General features: G+C 58.5%; 10 protein-coding genes, 1 tRNA gene and 1 other RNA gene. 2 read left to right on the top strand and 10 right to left on the bottom strand.

Annotation, left to right across the window (positions count from 1 at the left end; translation table 11 throughout):
* The 9 genes from DWV43_RS02740 to tadA form a co-directional block, all read right to left on the bottom strand.
* Positions 1 to 5,472 carry a hypothetical protein gene (locus DWV43_RS02740; protein ID WP_117817026.1) on the bottom strand — a complete coding sequence of 1,824 codons (5,472 nt, stop codon included), beginning with the start codon at positions 5,470 to 5,472 and terminating at the stop codon, positions 1 to 3.
* Between the two features lie 3 nt (positions 5,473 to 5,475).
* On the bottom strand, positions 5,476 to 6,123 hold the full coding sequence (locus tag DWV43_RS02735; RefSeq protein ID WP_117629828.1) for a hypothetical protein: 648 nt from the start codon (positions 6,121 to 6,123) through the stop codon (positions 5,476 to 5,478).
* Between the two features lie 87 nt (positions 6,124 to 6,210).
* Positions 6,211 to 6,975 (bottom strand): SipW-dependent-type signal peptide-containing protein, encoded by a 765-nt coding sequence (locus DWV43_RS02730; RefSeq protein WP_117629829.1) that lies wholly within the window; start codon positions 6,973 to 6,975, stop codon positions 6,211 to 6,213.
* A 71-nt stretch (positions 6,976 to 7,046) separates the two neighbouring features.
* Positions 7,047 to 7,568 (bottom strand): signal peptidase I, encoded by a 522-nt coding sequence (locus DWV43_RS02725; RefSeq protein WP_158571976.1) that lies wholly within the window; start codon positions 7,566 to 7,568, stop codon positions 7,047 to 7,049.
* 846 nt (positions 7,569 to 8,414) lie between these two features.
* On the bottom strand, positions 8,415 to 8,966 hold the full coding sequence (bilS, locus tag DWV43_RS02720) for a flavodoxin family protein BilS (protein ID WP_117629831.1): 552 nt from the start codon (positions 8,964 to 8,966) through the stop codon (positions 8,415 to 8,417).
* A 111-nt stretch (positions 8,967 to 9,077) separates the two neighbouring features.
* A complete protein-coding gene (locus DWV43_RS02715) occupies positions 9,078 to 10,937 on the bottom strand; it encodes an ABC transporter ATP-binding protein (RefSeq protein ID WP_117629832.1) in 1,860 nt (619 codons plus the stop codon).
* Positions 10,938 to 12,800 carry an ABC transporter ATP-binding protein gene (locus DWV43_RS02710; RefSeq protein ID WP_117629833.1) on the bottom strand — a complete coding sequence of 621 codons (1,863 nt, stop codon included), beginning with the start codon at positions 12,798 to 12,800 and terminating at the stop codon, positions 10,938 to 10,940.
* Between the two features lie 238 nt (positions 12,801 to 13,038).
* Positions 13,039 to 13,134: signal recognition particle sRNA small type (ffs, locus tag DWV43_RS02705), an RNA gene on the bottom strand.
* A gap of 453 nt (positions 13,135 to 13,587) precedes the next feature.
* Positions 13,588 to 15,369 (bottom strand): tRNA adenosine(34) deaminase TadA, encoded by a 1,782-nt coding sequence (tadA, locus tag DWV43_RS02700; RefSeq protein ID WP_117817025.1) that lies wholly within the window; start codon positions 15,367 to 15,369, stop codon positions 13,588 to 13,590.
* Between the two features lie 51 nt (positions 15,370 to 15,420).
* On the opposite strand from tadA, the gene DWV43_RS02695 reads away from it, so the two are divergent.
* Positions 15,421 to 15,510: transfer RNA gene (locus tag DWV43_RS02695), tRNA-Ser, on the top strand.
* A gap of 3 nt (positions 15,511 to 15,513) precedes the next feature.
* Here the strand turns inward: DWV43_RS02695 and DWV43_RS02690 are convergent.
* Positions 15,514 to 16,098, bottom strand: a complete 585-nt coding sequence (locus DWV43_RS02690) for a TetR/AcrR family transcriptional regulator (protein WP_158558641.1) — start codon at positions 16,096 to 16,098, stop codon at positions 15,514 to 15,516.
* A 211-nt stretch (positions 16,099 to 16,309) separates the two neighbouring features.
* On the opposite strand from DWV43_RS02690, the gene DWV43_RS02685 reads away from it, so the two are divergent.
* Positions 16,310 to 16,861: a LemA family protein gene (locus DWV43_RS02685; RefSeq protein ID WP_082421874.1), complete on the top strand. Its 552-nt coding sequence runs from the start codon at positions 16,310 to 16,312 to the stop codon at positions 16,859 to 16,861.
* The last annotated feature ends 393 nt before the right edge of the window (positions 16,862 to 17,254 follow it).

Genomic DNA, 17,254 nt, shown 5'->3' with positions numbered 1-17,254 from the left:
CTAATCCTCCTTCTTTGCTACGTTGCCGTTGCTCCAAACGTTATGGGCACGATCGCTGCCGTCGATCCATTTGTCGTTCACACGCGTGTTCGTGCAGGTGAACGTGGCATCGTTCGCGCTCGATGCAGACGAAATCGTCAGCTCGGCAGTTTTACCGGGCGCCTTGCCCGGCGTGCTCAGCTCACCCTGGTAGCGCCATGCCCAAGCCGTATCTTCCTCGACGGTATAGATGCCAGCCGGAGCGGCGAACTGCACGCTGCCGACATAGCAAGTTTCACCGTTTTCGTCGCGCTGCTCGCTAACTTTCACCTCGACCATGCGCGTCTCGGCAGGAGAATCCTGCGACATCTTTCGCGTTACCTTAAAGCGGAACGTTTGCCCCATAGCGCTGGCATCGGTCGTCTTTTTAACGATCGTCAGCGCATGAGTCTGGGCAAAGTTGAACACGGCTTTGCCGGGGCCCTGATCGCCCTCGCCCGTCTTCTTGGACTCCAGACGGTTGGCCAGGTCGAACGAGCCGTCACCCGAACCAAGGCTGTAGAGCGAGACAAACTTGCCGTTTACGGGCTCTTCCGCCACAGAAACACCCTCTGTACCAGGCCCGTAGCTTGCCCGCATTACCGTAACGGTCAGCCGCGTTCCCATAAACGGCTTGGCAAAGCAGACCTTAAACGGCGCCTTGTCGGCACTGTCATCGACGGTGTTGGCGGCGGCGGGATCGAGCAGCCACTTAAGCTGGGCGGTCATGGTTTCGGACTTCGCGGGATCAGACGTATCTTTGGCAACCACGCGATATGTAACGGGATACAGGTCCATGTCGCCCTTAATTGGCTCGTCCTTAAACACATCCCAAGGCTTCGTATCACCATCGGCGCCCACATATCGCCACTCCAAGAAGAGCTCACGCATATCGCCATTGGCGGCCGCACGCTCATCGAGCAGCGCGACGATCTTGGAATGGGCGTCCGGGTCGTATGCCACGGACTTTTGCTCCATCATGGGATTCCCGCTGTTGTCATAGACGGGGCGGCCGTTCTCATCCATTTTGGGAACATCAACCGTATAGACGAAGCCGGACTTGCCGTCCTGCGCACGCTCGTCGCCCGAGTCGACCGTCGCCGTAAAGAGAACCGACCCGTCGACACCGTGATAGCGCACCTTATGCGGCGCAATCTTGTACACCGCAGTGTACATCGCGCTCTTAAAGGGCTCATTGCCCTCGAGGGGATACTTGTCGTCACCGGTCATCAGGGTGTACTTGTTATCGGATTCATAGTCACGCGACCAGCAGACAAAGTCGTACTTGGTGCCATCCTTGCCGACAACCTCAGTTGCAGCTTTTACCTCCAGCGAAATTTGATCACCAGAGTCGGTCCGCGAAAGATAACGCACAGAACCGGGGTCATCCAGATTGGCATCGATATTCGATTGAACACGCACCGCGCTGGCGCGGTAGACCGGATACAACTCCATGGGGGCCTTGACCACGGTGCTTTTATTCACCATGGAAACGTCGTCCGACCAAACGACATAACCGTTGCCAGCTACCGGCTTAGTTTCCGTCCAGCCCACGAAGGCATTGTATGCGTTTGTTGCAGCATCGATATCGCCGACGTTATACGTTGGCAGCGGGATGCCGTCCTTAAGGCTGCCGAGAGAATCGCCCTGCTGGGCTACCTTACCGTCCACATCCCTGGCATTGAGATGGTACACAACCGCCAACGGCGAATAGTACGCCACGAATGTATAGGCTCCGCCAGGTTCCACCGGATAAGAGCAAGTACCATGCTCCACATCGTAGGGAAGCGTCTTGATCTCGCCGTTCGGAAGCTCGATCTCAACCTTCTGCAACTTATACAGCTCACCGCCTGCTTTATAAACCGGCGTCGTAACGTCAGGGGTCACCGTTGCCGTAGCAGGATTGGTGTCCGCGTTGATAACGGGAGCGATGTTGTAGCTAGGCACATTGACCTTGTCCGTACCCTCAAAACCTGCGCGATGCAGGTTGGTGGTGTAGCTGACGTCGTACTTTGCGTAGACGGGATAGGCATCCTGCCACTGGGTGACCTTGGACTCGTCGGTCGCCAGATACGGCTCTGCCTTATCCGGATCACTCGTCACATAGGAGTCGCCGGCGACGTCGTAGATATACTTCCAGACGTCAGAATCCTTCTGAACCTCGGCGGTCGAAATCCAGCCCAGGAACTTATAGCCCGGCACGGCCATGTCGGCATCGGTCGGGGAAGCTTCGAGGGTCAGGGGGCTCTCATACGATCCCTTCTCACCATCTTCTGGCTTTTCGGCCACTTTAACCGACTTATTAACATGCGGGTAGTAATACGTGAACGTCGGATCCGCCCCGTTCACCTTGGTCTGCAGCAAGTTACTCTCATAGCGCCGCGTGGCAGTCCTCACGACATTATCGCCCTTGTTGTAGAAATTAACGTCCGTGGTAATCATCGCGCGAACGTAGTACTTCTTATCTGTACGCACCATGCTCTCGATGGGATTTTTCACATATGTCCAATATTCACCATCGCGCTCAAGCGTCCAGAAATTCAGGCGATAGCGATCATTCACCGGTTTGACCGTTACGTTCAGCGAAGCCGAAGTCCAAGTATCGCTTAGCGTTGCAGCGCCTGGAAAATCGGTATCGGCATAGAGGTTTTTTAGAGTATCGGCTCCCGTATCGTTTTTAACGTTGTGCGAGTACGCGTTAAGGGGACTCACGACAAGGGTTTCCTTCGTGAAGCGCGTGCCACACGTTTCATAACTATCCTTTATACCGTGGTCAACATGCTCCGGGCCCCAGTGGACGACGTTTTCACGCACGAAGGTACTACCGACGTTTTCCTCAAAGGGCGTTTGATAGCGATTCCAAACGGAACAAAGTAGCTTGCTGTCCGTAAACTCATGGTTGGTATAAGCCCGAACGTAATAATCCACTCGGTACTCAAAGCGGGCGATGTAGGTATGCGGCGCGGTTAAATCGACATCGGCGGGGAGCGTATAGCTGGGGTCGCGGCTTACGCGCACCTCGAGCGGGGCATCCTCGGTTCCCTTGTTTTCATACCAACCCAGGAAACGATAGCCGTCGGGCAGCTGGCCCTCCTCGGATATAGCTTTACCGGATACGTCGAGCACCCGTACGGTATACGCGCTTGTGCCATCCTCGGCAGTCTCAACCTTAACGTCAGTTTTGCCCACACCGTCGCGCCGAGTCTGATCGTCGGTTGCATCCTGCTCATTGCCCTCAAACACCGTCATGATGTTCGACACATAGTCGGTGTACACCGGATAAAAATCGGTAGGACCAAGCACAGTGATCTCGGTGCCGGCAGGATAGAACGCACCGGCGTTTTTTAGCTCGGCAAGCTTAGGCGAGGTGATGGCCGCGTAACCGCCATGCATCCCGGCCTCGCCACTCGGCTGCGTCGTCCAACCGATAAAGGTGGCGCTGGCGGAAAGAGTGCCGCGGTCCGCAGGGGCAGCCGGCGTTAAACCGACGCCATAGCGGTACCAGTCCGTCGACTTGTCGTGCTCCTCGCCGCTCTGCCACGCGAGCGTCTCGCCCTTGACGTTATAGAACAGTACCTGCGCCTCGTACGAAGCAATAAACAGGTCGTTGCCCTTAAAGGCCTCGGCCCCCTTCGCGTTATCGGCGGTATAGGTCGACGTTATCTCGTGCGCTTCGTTCTTCTGGACCTGCTTGCCAGCCTTAACGGCATCGGCATCGGTCTTGCCGTTAAACCAGGCGTTATCGGCATCGATACGGTTCACATTGACTCCGGACTCGCGGAACCAGCCCATGAAGCGATAGCCTTCGTTGGCCTCGGTCAAACCTTCAGGCTTCGCGGAGGTATCCTGCTTAAACGTAACCGACGTATCGCCCTGGGCCAAGCCCTGGGCCGTTCCCGCCAGCACAGCACTCACGGCAAAGGTGTACGGATCCGAGGTCGCTTGATCAATACCGAGTTTGGTTGCCGCAATTGTCGCGGTACCCGCGCCGGGGAAATCGGTCGTCGCCTTAACGCTTTGGCCATGCACGGGAATATTTAGCTTGTAGTCCATCGCCCACTCATTGGCGTGCGTGCCACCCAGAGCCCCGTCGTTAGCAGTCGAGCGCATGGTACCGGCACAAAAATCGTAGTCGTGCTCTTCCCACAGCTCACGCGTGGTATAGCGCTCGTCGTCCCACGGGCCATAGCCGTCGCCCTTAGTGGTACCGTCGCCGCCAAAAGAGGGGATCTTTTTCTTAGCCGCGGTACCCTGGCTGCTGCCTTTTAGGCTCACGCTCGGCTTAAAGTAGCACTCGGTGACCGTGGCATCATCCTTGTTGGCACGCGCGGCAATACCGCCCAGGTTCACATCGTTTTGAATGATGGGGATCACGGCGATGGGATTGTACTGACGCGAGCTCAAGTCACCCGCAAAATGGCTTCGAACGAGCTCGTTGCCCTTTTCGGTTAGAATACGACCCGCCAAGCCACCCGTCCACGCACGCGTCACGGCGACGACGCCCACATATGACGCGGCATAGCTGTAGCACTGCGCCGTCGAGAAGCAGTCGATAATCTTGGCCTCGCCCGCCATGCAGCCCACAAAACCCGAGGCGTACACGTTGTTGCCGCCCAGGGCGCCAATGGCCACGTCGTACTTATTGGTGACGTCGGTCATGCCAATCGAGCCATCATCTTTGCGCGTAGGCGTAACGCGGCAGTACTCAATCGTCGAATTTGTAACGTAGCCGGCAAACGCCGCCATATACAGACCCTCACCGCCGAGCGCCTGCACGCCCGAGGTCGTGTTGTTAACGGCGCGGCCACCACGTACCTCGCAGTTATAGAGGGTACAGCCGTCGAGCTCGCCGGCGATGAGACCGCCCTCAAAGCCTGCGTTGGTAATGAGGTTGAGAGCATTGTTGGCGCAGGTCACGTGCAGCGTGCTCTCCATGACCATAACGTTTTCGAAACGCGTTTTGACGGCCTTGCCCACGATAATGCCACCGCGGAAGTCCGCCCACACGTTGGCGTCCTTGACCAGGAAGTTTTTGATGGTGGCGCCGTTGGTCTCGGCAAAAAATCCCGTATCGCGCTCGGGGTCAAAAGCGTCTTTATCGTAGTTCAGGCCCTCAACGGCGTGGTTTTGACCATCGAACACGCCCTTAAACGGATGCTCCTTGTTGCCAAACGACAGATGCTTAACGGTGTCTGCAACGATGGTTTTCATGTCGTCGCTGTCGAGCTCAATGTCGTTATCGAGATAAACGTGCCAGCCGGACGTATCGCGCTCGCGCGACAGCGCCACACACGACAAAAAGTCAGCCTCGTTTTTGATGTGGAATTCGATTTTGGCCTCGGGCACATCCTCGGCATGCACCACCGTTGGCAGCGCCATAACGCAGCAAAGGGCAATCGCTGCGACGGCAACCAGCCTGCTAAGCATACCCCGGTTCATATTCTTGATCTTCATAGGCTAGTTCGCCTCCGGCCAACCCACAACGTCAAGTACGTCGAGGGCGGTATCGCTTGTCTGCTGGTTTTTGGCCTGCACGGCCTGAACATCGATATCGAGCTTGAATGAGCCGCCGCGCGCGGCATCGTGGTAGTCGCCCACAAATCGCAGCGAGTCCATAAGGCTTTCCGTCATGGCGCCGGGGTCGAGCATGCCGCCACGCCCGGCCAATCCACGGTAGTAGTACCACCCATCGCCGCCGTCGATCCACGGGGACCCCTCGTCCGCGTTCACATGAAACGCAACGCTGCCCGAGGCATCCGCACTCGAACCGTCGGGTGCCACTGACGTCATGCGTAGACGAGCGCGAACGTACTCAGGCTGCGCGCCGGCGTTCTCCACGCGTACAATGCGGCTGATGTCAGAGCCCCCGGCCTTGGTGTCGGGATAGTCCCCGCGCTCGTTGGCCTCAAACGGAATCTCCTCGCCCCGCTCGTTGAGGGTGTATTCGCAGACTCGTACCTTCACGCTGCCAAACGATAGGACGTTGTTCGCCGGAACCATATCAACGGTAAAAGCCAGCGTGCCACACATGCACGCCAGGGCCAACAGCGCAATCGCGGCAAGCGCCAAGGTGCGTTTCTGATTGTCGGAAAGATTGTTGAGCATTACGTTCGCCAATCGTCGATAAAAAGGGGGACCGAGATCCCAGCCCGAATATAGGGGTGGGGGCGGGCCGGGATCTCAGTGGGGGGATTAAGCCTGAGCCTGAGTCTTAGCCCATTCCTTGGCCTGCTTAAGGGCATTCTGCGCGTCAGCATTTTCACCCTGCTCGGTGCCATTCTGGCCCGCGCCAAAGATGTAGGCAGAGACCGTCATCGTGGGAGCCTGTTTCGGGTCAGTAGTAGTCTCGACAACATCGGTGTTGTTCATGGCAGAGGGAATCGTCACGGCAGTGAAAAGCTCATCGGTATAAACGTCCTGCTCTGCTTTGTTGGCTTCGAGCTTTGCAGGCAGGTTCTCTGCGGCAGAGTTCTTGGAGTACATAAACAGACCGCTCACGTACTGGTTGCCAGAGTTGTCAGATTGGTTGGTCTTGACTTGACCCTCAACGGGCTTCCAATTCGTATTTTTGAGCGTAAAGTACGGGGTCTTTTCAAGGCTGGTGCCAGGCTTGACGATGGCATTCTTTACGTAAATGAATACGTATGCATCATCAGAGCCAGCCTTGATGCCGACATTGGGGTTCTTGGCCACAGTGGCGCCAGGAACCATCTTGGAGTTGGCAACCCACTGGGTCTCGAACAGGTAGGCCTTTTCAGTGTTCGGATTATCGGGGTCCGGTTTCTCGGGATCGGTCGGATCAGGCTTGTTTTCCGGGTGGCCAAAGCTACCCACCGTGAACACGTTGTCAATGTGCTCCTGCGCCGTCAGCCATGCATAGGTACCCACACCGGCGGCCATCACCAACAGCAGCAGGGCGGCAATGATGCCGTAGCGCTTTTTCTTCTTGTTTTCCATCGTTCTCTTCCTTTCGAAAATCGACTTCCCCGGCAACGGCCCTTGCCGTTGCCGACACCTCTCCCCTGCCGCTATGAACGCCGCTCCCTCGCATGCGCGCGGGCATGCTTGCCCGCAGGCTCGTCGGGAACCACCCGATCGAGCACTATCGACGCCGCGACCAGCAGCGCCAGAACGGCCACCACAACAAGCAAACCGGGCATCGTCGTGCAATATGCGTTAACGAAGCCCAGGTAAGGGACACAAAAAGAGACAGTGCCGATCACGCGTGAAAAAGGCGTCTGCTCGGCATCGTGCATGATGGTTCCATCTGCATTTTTGTTTGCGATTCCCTGCGTGCCGATCGTCTGCGCGGCAGGGTCGATCTCGTACACCTGGTGCGTCACCACGGCGCCGTCCGATCGGTAAAAGGTTGCATTGTCGCCCACGGTAATATCCGTTGGCTCAACCTGGCGGACAAACACCATGGAGCCAACGGGAAGATCGGGTTCCATAGAGCCCGAAAGCACAGCAAAGGGCATGTATCCAAATGCGCGAGGCACAAAAGAAACAACGGCAAGGGCTATGACAAGCGCGAACGCCAAGCTACTCAAAAGTGCAATAAATCGTTTGAGTCTACGCGCAGCCAAAGTGATAATTCATCCCCCTTGAGGACCTATTCGACCCATCCAAAGGTCAGCAAGTTTCAACAGGAACCGCAAGGCGCTTGAAAAGTGAGTCCGAAATAAGCCAATTTGGAATCTTTTCGTAATAAAAACATAGCGATGTGCTACACATTTTTCAATGTTTTGTCGCTAAATGCTACCTATTTTGGCGTAAGTGGTCATTTATCACCAAATTAGTCTGTTTTATCCAATATCTGTGACTAACCCCCTACGCAACTTCCCCATAGAGGGATCATTTTTTTGCGAAACTAAAATAATGGTACCCCCCCCCACATTAAAACAAACTGCTGGAAGCGCCATTTATTTCCGACCCCTTTTACTAGAGTTTTTATGACAACCTCATGTAGTTCGCAGCCCATAACCCTCTGAAAACCGTGTCCCAGAATTCCCGTCCGGAGTGGGATGCGGCTTCCGCTTGTGGCCCCGTTGGGAAGCCGTATCCCGCTTCGATCACAAATTCCGGGTCGCACTTTCCGCCAAGACCCTCAACCGGAAACTACATCCCATTTCTCGACCGAATGCTGGGATGTAGTTTCCACAGAGCCCTTCACCGGGAAACCGCATCCCATTCCAAAGGCAAATTCCGGGACGCAGCTTCCGCAACCCCACCCATCCGGAAATCCCATCCCACTCCGCACACATCCGGGCATAGAACAATCAGCTTATTAGGCCTTCCATCAATAAAGGGGCGCCCTCGTGTCATGAAAAAAGCCCCGAGAATCTCGAGGCTTTCACGTTTGTACGATTGAACGCGCGGCACCGCAAGCGGCGAAGTTATTCGCCCAAAACGGCCTTTTTTGCGGCTGCAGCCATGTTATCCATATCTTCCTTGGTGGGATGGTCCTTCGCGGCAACCCAGTTGTCGAGCAGCATCTTAAATCGGGCGTTTTCGGGATCTTGCTCGAGCATTGCCTCGTAGCGCTGCTTAACCGCGGGACCCATCTTGCCCTGGCACATCGCCCAGCCTACAAGCTCGGCATCATTGGCCAAATTGGAGGTCACGCGATCGATAATCTGCTGATAATAGCTCTGGTCGGCACCAAAGCCGCAGGTGCCAAACAGGAAGACGCGCTTACCGTGCAAGGCGGAGAGCAACGCCGCGACCGAAGGCGTGCACGCGCCCTTGTCGCACCAAAAACCGACGAGCACCGTGTCGGCCGCGCAGGCGCCCTGCGCCTCGAGCGCAACCTGATCTGCGTCCGCATCGTCGCTCAACGCCGCGGCGTGGACAAACTCAACGCCCGCAGCCTGCAGAGCGCGCTTGATCGCCCCCGTAACCATCCTGGTATTACCGCTCTTGCTGTTGACCACCATAGAGCATGTCATAGTCACGTTGCCTCGTTTCCCCCGAAACTCGAGCCATTAATGCAATTTGTTAGAAGCATATCTTAGTACTAACGGCGCAGATGTAAACCATCTGCCGCTAATCGGTATTCCCTACTGGGCGAATTGGCTGCGGTAGAGCTCGGCATAGAAGCCGCCTGCCGCTAGCAGCTCGTCGTGCGTGCCGCGCTCGATAATCTCGCCGTCGCGCATCACCAGAATGCAGTCGGCGTTGCGGATGGTGCTCAGGCGGTGCGCCACGACAAAGCTTGTGCGACCTGCCATGAGCTCGTCGAATGCCGCCTGAACCTGCAGCTCGGTGCGGGTATCGATGCTCGAGGTCGCCTCGTCCAGCAGCAAGATCGCCGGGTCGGTGAGCATGACGCGCGCGATGCACAGCAGTTGTTTTTGACCCTGGCTAAACGTGCCGCCGTCCTCGCCGATTACCGTATCGTAGCCGCCTGGCAGCTGCACGATAAACTTGTGCGCATGCGCGCGCTTGGCAGCCTCGATAACCTGCTCGCGCGTGGCATCCGGGCAACCGTAGGCAATGTTTTCGGCCACCGTGCCCTCGAACAGCCAGGTGTCCTGCAGCACCATGCCAAAGGCGCGGCGCAGGCTTGCGCGCGTGTAGTCACGCGAAGACCGGCCATCGACCGCAATGCGACCGGCATCGATATCGTAAAAGCGCAGCAGCAAATTGATGAGCGTCGTCTTGCCGCAGCCCGTGGGACCAACGAGGGCAAAGCGCATGCCGGGCTTGGCCTCGATGCAAATGTCCTGCAGCAGCTTGCGGTCGTGAACGTAGCTAAAGTCCACATGTTCAAAGGCGACCTCGCCCTTCGGGGCGGCAAGCTCCGCGGCATCCGTCGCATCGGGCTCCTGCTCGCGCGCATCGAGCAGCGCAAACATGCGGCGCGCCGAGGCGTACGCGGTCTGGATCTGCGTAATGACGTTGGTGACCTCGTTGAACGGCTTGGTGTACTGGTTGGCATAGGACAGGAAAATCTGCACGCCGCCCACCGTAAGCGCCGCGGGCACGCCCGTGATCACGCCCACGCAGCCGATCACAGCGACCACGGCATAGATGATGTTATTGATAAAGCGCGTGCCGGGGTTGGAGAGCGAACCCATAAACTGCGCACGCTCGCCCGCGGTGTAGAGCTCAGCGTTGAGGGCATCGAAGCGCTGCTGGGCGTTGGGACCATAGGCAAAGGCGTCGACAAGCTTTTGCTCGCCTACGTACTCCTCGATATGACCACCGAGCTGCCCTTGAATACGCTGCTGTGCCGTAAAGCTTTTGTTGGAGAGCTTGGCAATAGCACCGGCTGCAAAAATGGAAAGCGGCGTGACGAGCACCACCACGAGCGTCATGGTCAGGTTGATGGAGAGCATAAACGCGAGCGTGCCCACGATGGTAATAACACCGGTGAAGAGCTGCGTGAAGCCCTGCAGCAGACCGTCGCCCACCTGATCGACGTCGTTGACCACGCGGCTCATAAGGTCGCCGTGGGCGTGGCTGTCGATAAAGCTGAGCGGCATACGGCTGAGCTTGTCGCTTGCCTCCACCCGCATGTCGCGCACCGTCTCGTAGGACAGGCGGTTGACGCAATAGCCCTGCAGCCACTGGAAGGCCGCGGCTCCCACCACAACGAGCGCGAGTTTGGTGACGAGCGGCAGCAGTGCATCGAAATCCACCTGGCTCGCGGCAACAATCAGGTCGATGCCCTCGCCAATGAGAATAGGTGTGTAGAGCTGCAAGATAACGGAGATGGCGGCACTCACAAACGACGCCGCAAACGAGACGCGGTGCGGGCGAACATAACCCATCAGGCGGCGGGTCACCGCGCCCACGGGATAGCGCTCGGGATCGCCGGGCTGGCGTGGGCCGTCACCCAGGTCGTTGAGGTTATCGTTACCGGACACGTTTGCCGCCATCGTGGCGACCGAACCGGAGGAAGTGTACGGATTCATTTAGCAGCCCTCCTTTGCGCAGACAGATGCGGGGACGGTCGGAGCGGACGCGGGTCTTGGGGTGGGCGTGGGCGTCGTGCTCCCCTGCTGGCCCTCGAGCTCCTCGCGGCGCAGCTGCGACTGGCAAATCTCACGATAGAGTTGGCAGCTTGCATACAACTCGTCATGCGTGCCCAGGCCCGCGACCGAGCCGTGGTCGAGTACGCAGATCATGTCGGCGTCGTGCACGGTCGATACGCGCTGGCTCACGATGACGGTTGTCAGCGGCAGCCCGCCCTCGGCGGCACCGCGCACGCTGCGCTCGCGGATGGCATGGCGAAGCGCCGTGTCGGTCTTAAAGTCGAGCGCCGAGGCGGAGTCGTCCATGATCAGAATCTGGGGCGAGCCCACCAGGGCACGCGCGATGGTCAGGCGCTGGCGCTGACCACCGCTAAAGTTCTTGCCGCCCGCCTCGACCGGGGCGTCGAGCCCCTGCGGCTTGTTGCGCACAAACTCGCTGGCCTGCGCCATATCGAGCGCCGCCCAGAGCTCATCGTCGGTCGCCGCCTCGTCGCGCCAGGTCAGGTTACTGCGGATGGTGCCACTCACCAGCGACGCACGCTGCGGAACGGTTGCGACCACATGGCGCAGCTGGTCGAGCGGCCAGGCGCGCACGTCGGCGCCCATCACGCTCACGCTGCCGGTGCCCGCATCGTACAGGCGCGGGATAAGCGAGACGAGCGTGGACTTGCCGCTACCCGTACCGCCGATAATGCCGAGCGTCTTGCCCAGCGGGAGTTCCAGCGTCACACCGTTGATGGCATTTGCCGCGCCCGCGCCAAAAGAGAAGCTCGCATGGCTCAAGCTCAGCGCAGGAACTGGAGCGACATTGCCCGGCTTGGGCAGCGCGACCGGCTGGTTGTCCCCGTCGGTGATGCTCGGCTCGCAATTGAGCACCTCGTTGATGCGCGACGCGCTGGCGCTCGCCTTGGTAAAGACCACGACCAGGTTGGCGACATACACGATGGAGGTGAGGGTCTGCGTCATGTAGTTCACAAACGCCATGACCTGACCCTGCGTGAGCTCGCCCACGTTGACCTGGATGCCGCCCACCCACAGGATGGCGCACACGCCCAGGTTCATCACCAAAAAGGTGACGGGGTTGAGAATCGACGAAAGCTTGCCCACCACGATGGCGGTATTGGCCTGGTCGTCGGCGGCCTGGGCAAAGCGCTCGCGCTCGTGGTCTTCGCGCACAAACGCACGAACCACGCGGGCGCCCGAAAGCCCCTCGCGGCAAATAAGCGCGATGCGGTCGAGCTTTGCCTGCAGCTGCCTGTAGTACGGAATGCAGCGCGCCATGACAAACCAAAACACCAGGCCAATGGCGGGCGTGCAAATCAAGAAAATCACGCCAAGCTTAAGGTCGATGGCAAGGGCCGCGACCATGGAGCCCACCGCCAGGAAAGGCCAGCGGATGAGCATGCGCACGCCCAGCGCCACGGCAAGCTGCACCTGGTTGACGTCGTTGGTAATGCGCGTGATGAGCGACGGCGTGCCAAAGCGATCGAGCTCAGCATAGCTCAGCTTGTTGATGTGCTGGTAGAGCGCACCACGGATATCGGTACCCATGCCCTGCGAGGTGAGCGCCGCCATCTTTTGGCAGACGAGCGTAAACGAGATGCCGATCACAGCCATGGCGCCAAGTACCATGCCGTAGTGGATAACGGCATTAACGTCGTGCGAGCCAATGCCCTTATCGATCATCTGGGCAATCACCAGCGGCGTCAGCAGGTCAAAGATCACTTCGATCAACTTGCACGCAGGGCCGATCACCATATATCGGCGAAACTTACCACCAAAACGCCTGAGCAGCTCAATCATAAAAAGGCGCTCCCTATCATCATCTCTCTTCAATCTGATTCATGATAGTACGGCGAACCCTGAAGATGCGTAAGCAACTCGTTACAGATGTAAGGGCAACGGCCGCTAGCGCCCAAGGCACGTAGCAGCCGATGTTTTGGCAACGCCAGCGAGCGACATAACGCCAGGGATTCAATTATCAGATAAATGTGACCCTGCCGGCACTCGCGGGTAGCCGCGGCACGAAAAAGCGCCTGCGCACTCGATGGATTCGGATGCCCGACAGAGGCTCCTTATGGCTGCTTCCTTCCGGACCTGACCAGATTCGGAACATGTCGTCATCCGAACCCATCGAACGCGCTAGGCGCTCGATATATCTTACCTGCTCCCGCCCGATGGGGCAAGACAGCTAATTTGGGACGGGGCTTTTTTGACTACTTTTTGACTGGGGACATCAGGGTGACGAAAGTAGCCAAGAAAGCCCCGTCCCAAAAAGACTGATCTGGTGCTGCGCCACGAAAAGGCCCCATCTACTACGTTTTGGTCGCAGGGGTCGACCATAGCCGACTTTTTCGGAAATCGGCAAGCTCTCTACCTGCGGTTTCATTTTTGCAAATTCCGAGATAGTCGAGGGTGGTCGGTTAAACGTAGTAGATAGCCGTGTTTCGTGGCAAACGGTCCGACTCGAAACCCATGTCGACCAGCCTCGGATGACCATTCACGAAGTTACGGTGGAATACGGACTGAATTGGCACCTTAAAGGCAAAAACACTCCGTATTTCACCGCAACTTATCGAGGGGATGGGTTTTAGAGGCGGGCGAGGTCGTAGGATCGAGCGGCAGACTCGCCGGCGCAGATAAGGTTGGTTATGGCTTCTTGGGGATCGAGCGCCAGCTCAAGGCCCATGGGCTTGCGGCAGATCGTCAAAACCAGGTCGACGCCCTGCTCATACACCGCATCCAGGTTGTCAGCGCGACCGCCCACGACGGCGACCACCGGCTTGCCATAGCGCTTGGCACGGCGGGCCACACCCACCGGCGCTTTGCCGGCGGCGGATTGCTCGTCCATATTGCCCTCGCCCGTTATGACCAGATCGACATCCCGCACGCGCTCGTCAAACCCAATCAGATCAAGCACCGTCTCCACGCCCGAATGTAGCTCTGCACCGAGCGCTAGCAGCGCGGCGCCCAGACCGCCAGCGGCACCGGCGCCGGGCACGCCGAGCACCGAGCCAAATGTCCGTGCGCCCTCGGGTGTGCGCAACAACCCCTGAGCCCGCGCCCTAGCAATCGCCGTATCGAGCAGGCGGCCGTAGCCGACCATCCAGCTGTCGCACTTGTGAAGCGCCTCGGCGTCATCTGTCGGCAGGCCCTTCTGCCCACCGAACACCGCCAGAGCGCCTCGGCGTCCCACGAGCGGATTCTCTACATCCGAAAGCGCCACGACACGCGCGCCGTTCAGCGCCCGAAGCGCTGGCGCCAAATCGATACTCACCACGTGTTCGAGACCCGCAAGACCGGGGGCGATATTGCAGCCACACTCATCGACCACGCGCGCGCCCAGCGCCTGCAGCATACCGGCGCCACCATCGTTGGTAGCACTGCCGCCCAGACCAATATAGAGTGTCTTTGCGCCCGTGCGAACCGCGCGAAGCATGAGCTCGCCCACGCCATAGGTTGTAGCGGCCAGCGCCGACAACTCCGTGCAAGGCGAATACCCAATGCCGGCCGCCTCGGCCATCTCGATGACCGCTGACTCGCGCTCGACATCAACCAGCATCCGGGCAGGCACACGCTCGCCCAAGGGGCCTGCGACCTCGCAGGTCACAAGCTCGCCACCGCATGCGGCGATGGCGTCGAGCGTTCCCTCGCCACCATCTGCCAGCGGCAATGTGCACACCTCGGCATCGGACCACACACGGCGCATGCCCTCGGCAACCGCCGCCTCCGCCTGCGCACTCGAAACGCTGCCCTTAAAGGAGTCGATCGCCAGCAGCACACGGCGGGGCCGGCGGCACGCGGCACCAAAATCGACCGCCTCAACGGCAATATCTTCGGTACACGCGAGCGCCTCGGCATGAGCGGCATGCGCCTCAAGATCGGCCCCACAACCGCAGCCAGTACCATCGGTGCCACGCAGCCCACTAAAATAGCTGCTCAACACCTCACGACACTCGTCTGCCAGCACGCCGGCGGTCACATTAAACCGATGATTCAGGCGCGGGTCGGCATTCAAATCGTATAGGGATCCCAACGCGCCCGCCTTGGCATCGCTCGCGCCATACACGCAGCGCCCCACGCGCGCGTTGACCATAAGCCCCGCACACATGCAGCAGGGTTCAAGCGTCACGTAGACCGTACAGTCGGAAAGGCGCCAGCGACCGAGCGACCGAGCGGCAGCGCACAGGGCCGCAAACTCGGCATGAGCCGAAGGGTCCTGGTCGAGCTCGCGCCGATTGTGCGCCCTCGCGACGATCTCACCCGCGCGCACCACTACGGCTCCGATGGGCACCTCGCCCACCGCCGCGGCGGCTCGCGCCTCCGCCAACGCCTCGCGCATGAACTTCTCGTCGATTTCGGTGATCGTCATCGTTCGCCTTCCCTGTTGCAAATTCAAAACGATGCTATCATTACGACTCACGGAGAGATGGCAGAGCGGTTGAATGCGGCGGTCTTGAAAACCGTTGAGCGCGAAAGCGTTCCGGGGGTTCGAATCCCCCTCTCTCCGCCACTTCTAGTGATGCACCGGTGTCATGGTCCGCTCAAACAGTGCATCGACCACGTCGGCCATCTCGGGTCGACGCTCAAGATCGTGGCCCGATTCCCACCATATCGTGAAAAGTCGAATAATACCGCCGGCGACAAACTCAGACGTCGTCTCGAGCGACACGGGGGCCAGGGCATCCTCGGCAAGCACGTTCATCACACGCTCGCGGATAGAGCGGGCAATGCGGTCGCAAATAACGTTGGTCAACATGCCCGACATGCTGCTTGCCAAAATGTTATCCATGAGCCGCTCGTGCGCCAGAATCAAATCCATGGCATCGTCCAAAATCGCATGCCGAAGCGCGCGCACGTCCTCGGCAGACACTGCGCCGGCCTCATCGGGCTGTTTTTGCGGCAAGCTCGACATGAGCTCATCGATATAAAAGGCAAAGTAATCGTTCTTGTCGCGAAAGTGCTTGTAGAACGTCGTGCGGCGAATCATGGCGCGGTCGCACAGCATGGCAACCGTCAGGTCCTCAAAACGATGCTCCTCGAGAAGCTCGGTGAAGGCATCGAACAGGGCACGGTAGGTTTTCTTGATGCGAAGGTCCATCCGTATCGCCATCCTCAGGGCAAAGACAACACTCGTCAATCTGTCGCATATCTTACACCTGTACCTCGCGCGCTTTGCCCCGGTGCCAACCTCACCGAAAACATAACGCTTACCGGAAAGTTCGGCACGGCAAAACGTTGCGGGTATACTAGTAGCGTTATACCAACGGCAGCTGGCGCATGCCGCCGCGGCCATTCGAAACGGAGACATCATGATTACCGTCATCATCGGCATCGTTGTTGTCATTGTGATTGTCTGCGCCATCGCCGGCATCTACAACAACATGGTCACCAAGCGTAACCGCATCGACAACGCCTGGCAGAACATCGATACGCAGCTGCAGCGCCGCAACGACCTGATCCCCAACCTGGTCGAGACCGTCAAGGGCTACGCCAAGCACGAGCAAGAGACGCTTTCCGCCGTGATCAGTGCGCGTAACACCGCCGTCAAGGCCACCACGCCCGAGGCCAAGATGGAAGCCGACAACGTGCTGACCGGTGCGCTGCGCCAGCTCTTTGCCGTGGCCGAGGCCTACCCCGATCTTAAGGCAAACACCAACTTTACGCAGCTGCAGGCATCGCTCGAGGATACCGAGAACAAGATTAGCTATGCACGCCAGAGCTACAACGACTGCGTGCTCAGCTACAACAACGCCATCCAGACGTTCCCGGCTGTTATCTTTGCCGGCATCTTCCAGTTTAAGGAGCGCCAGGGCTTCGAGGCCGCCGAAGCAGCCCGCCAGGCCCCGACCGTCAAGTTCTAGTAGTTTGGCAGCGCATCCTTAATCGGCCAAATGTATAAACCGCCCCGTCGAACGCATACTTCGACGGGGCGGTTTCCTTTTTCGCGAAGGTCCCCCTCATAGCGCCGTGCATTTTTAGGAGTATTCAACATAACCAAGAGCTTCGGGCGCTACGATAAATGCCAAAGACCGCGAATATCCCTGCAAATCAAACGCTGTCAGCCCATAACCCCGCCCGTCATTCGTAGAAAACATCGAGAAATCCCGATTTTTTGCCCGGGGTCGGTATGCAGGGGCCTTCGGTTGCAGAATACTCGCAAAAATGCACGTCGCCATCACCCCCACATGGCGCGAACCAAAACAAAAGCGCGGCCTAAAAGGCCGCGCGCCATCTTTAATTCAGATCTATATTGC

This window comes from Collinsella sp. AF05-9 (genome assembly GCF_003465595.1).
Classification (GTDB): Bacteria; Actinomycetota; Coriobacteriia; order Coriobacteriales; family Coriobacteriaceae; genus Collinsella.
The sequence above is the reverse complement of the archived record's forward strand: the minus strand, read 5'-3'. Positions and strand labels throughout refer to the sequence as shown.

Excerpts from the sequence above, each read along its gene's own strand:
- DWV43_RS02740 (WP_117817026.1), bottom strand. The coding sequence starts at position 5,472 with ATGAAGATCAAGAATATGAACCGGGGTATGCTTAGCAGGCTGGTTGCC.
- DWV43_RS02710 (WP_117629833.1), bottom strand. The coding sequence starts at position 12,800 with ATGATTGAGCTGCTCAGGCGTTTTGGTGGTAAGTTTCGCCGATATATG.
- DWV43_RS02685 (WP_082421874.1), top strand. The coding sequence starts at position 16,310 with ATGATTACCGTCATCATCGGCATCGTTGTTGTCATTGTGATTGTCTGC.
- tadA (WP_117817025.1), bottom strand. The coding sequence starts at position 15,369 with ATGACGATCACCGAAATCGACGAGAAGTTCATGCGCGAGGCGTTGGCG.
- DWV43_RS02730 (WP_117629829.1), bottom strand. The coding sequence starts at position 6,975 with ATGGAAAACAAGAAGAAAAAGCGCTACGGCATCATTGCCGCCCTGCTG.
- DWV43_RS02690 (WP_158558641.1), bottom strand. The coding sequence starts at position 16,098 with ATGGACCTTCGCATCAAGAAAACCTACCGTGCCCTGTTCGATGCCTTC.
- bilS (WP_117629831.1), bottom strand. The coding sequence starts at position 8,966 with ATGACATGCTCTATGGTGGTCAACAGCAAGAGCGGTAATACCAGGATG.
- DWV43_RS02735 (WP_117629828.1), bottom strand. The coding sequence starts at position 6,123 with ATGCTCAACAATCTTTCCGACAATCAGAAACGCACCTTGGCGCTTGCC.
- DWV43_RS02715 (WP_117629832.1), bottom strand. The coding sequence starts at position 10,937 with ATGAATCCGTACACTTCCTCCGGTTCGGTCGCCACGATGGCGGCAAAC.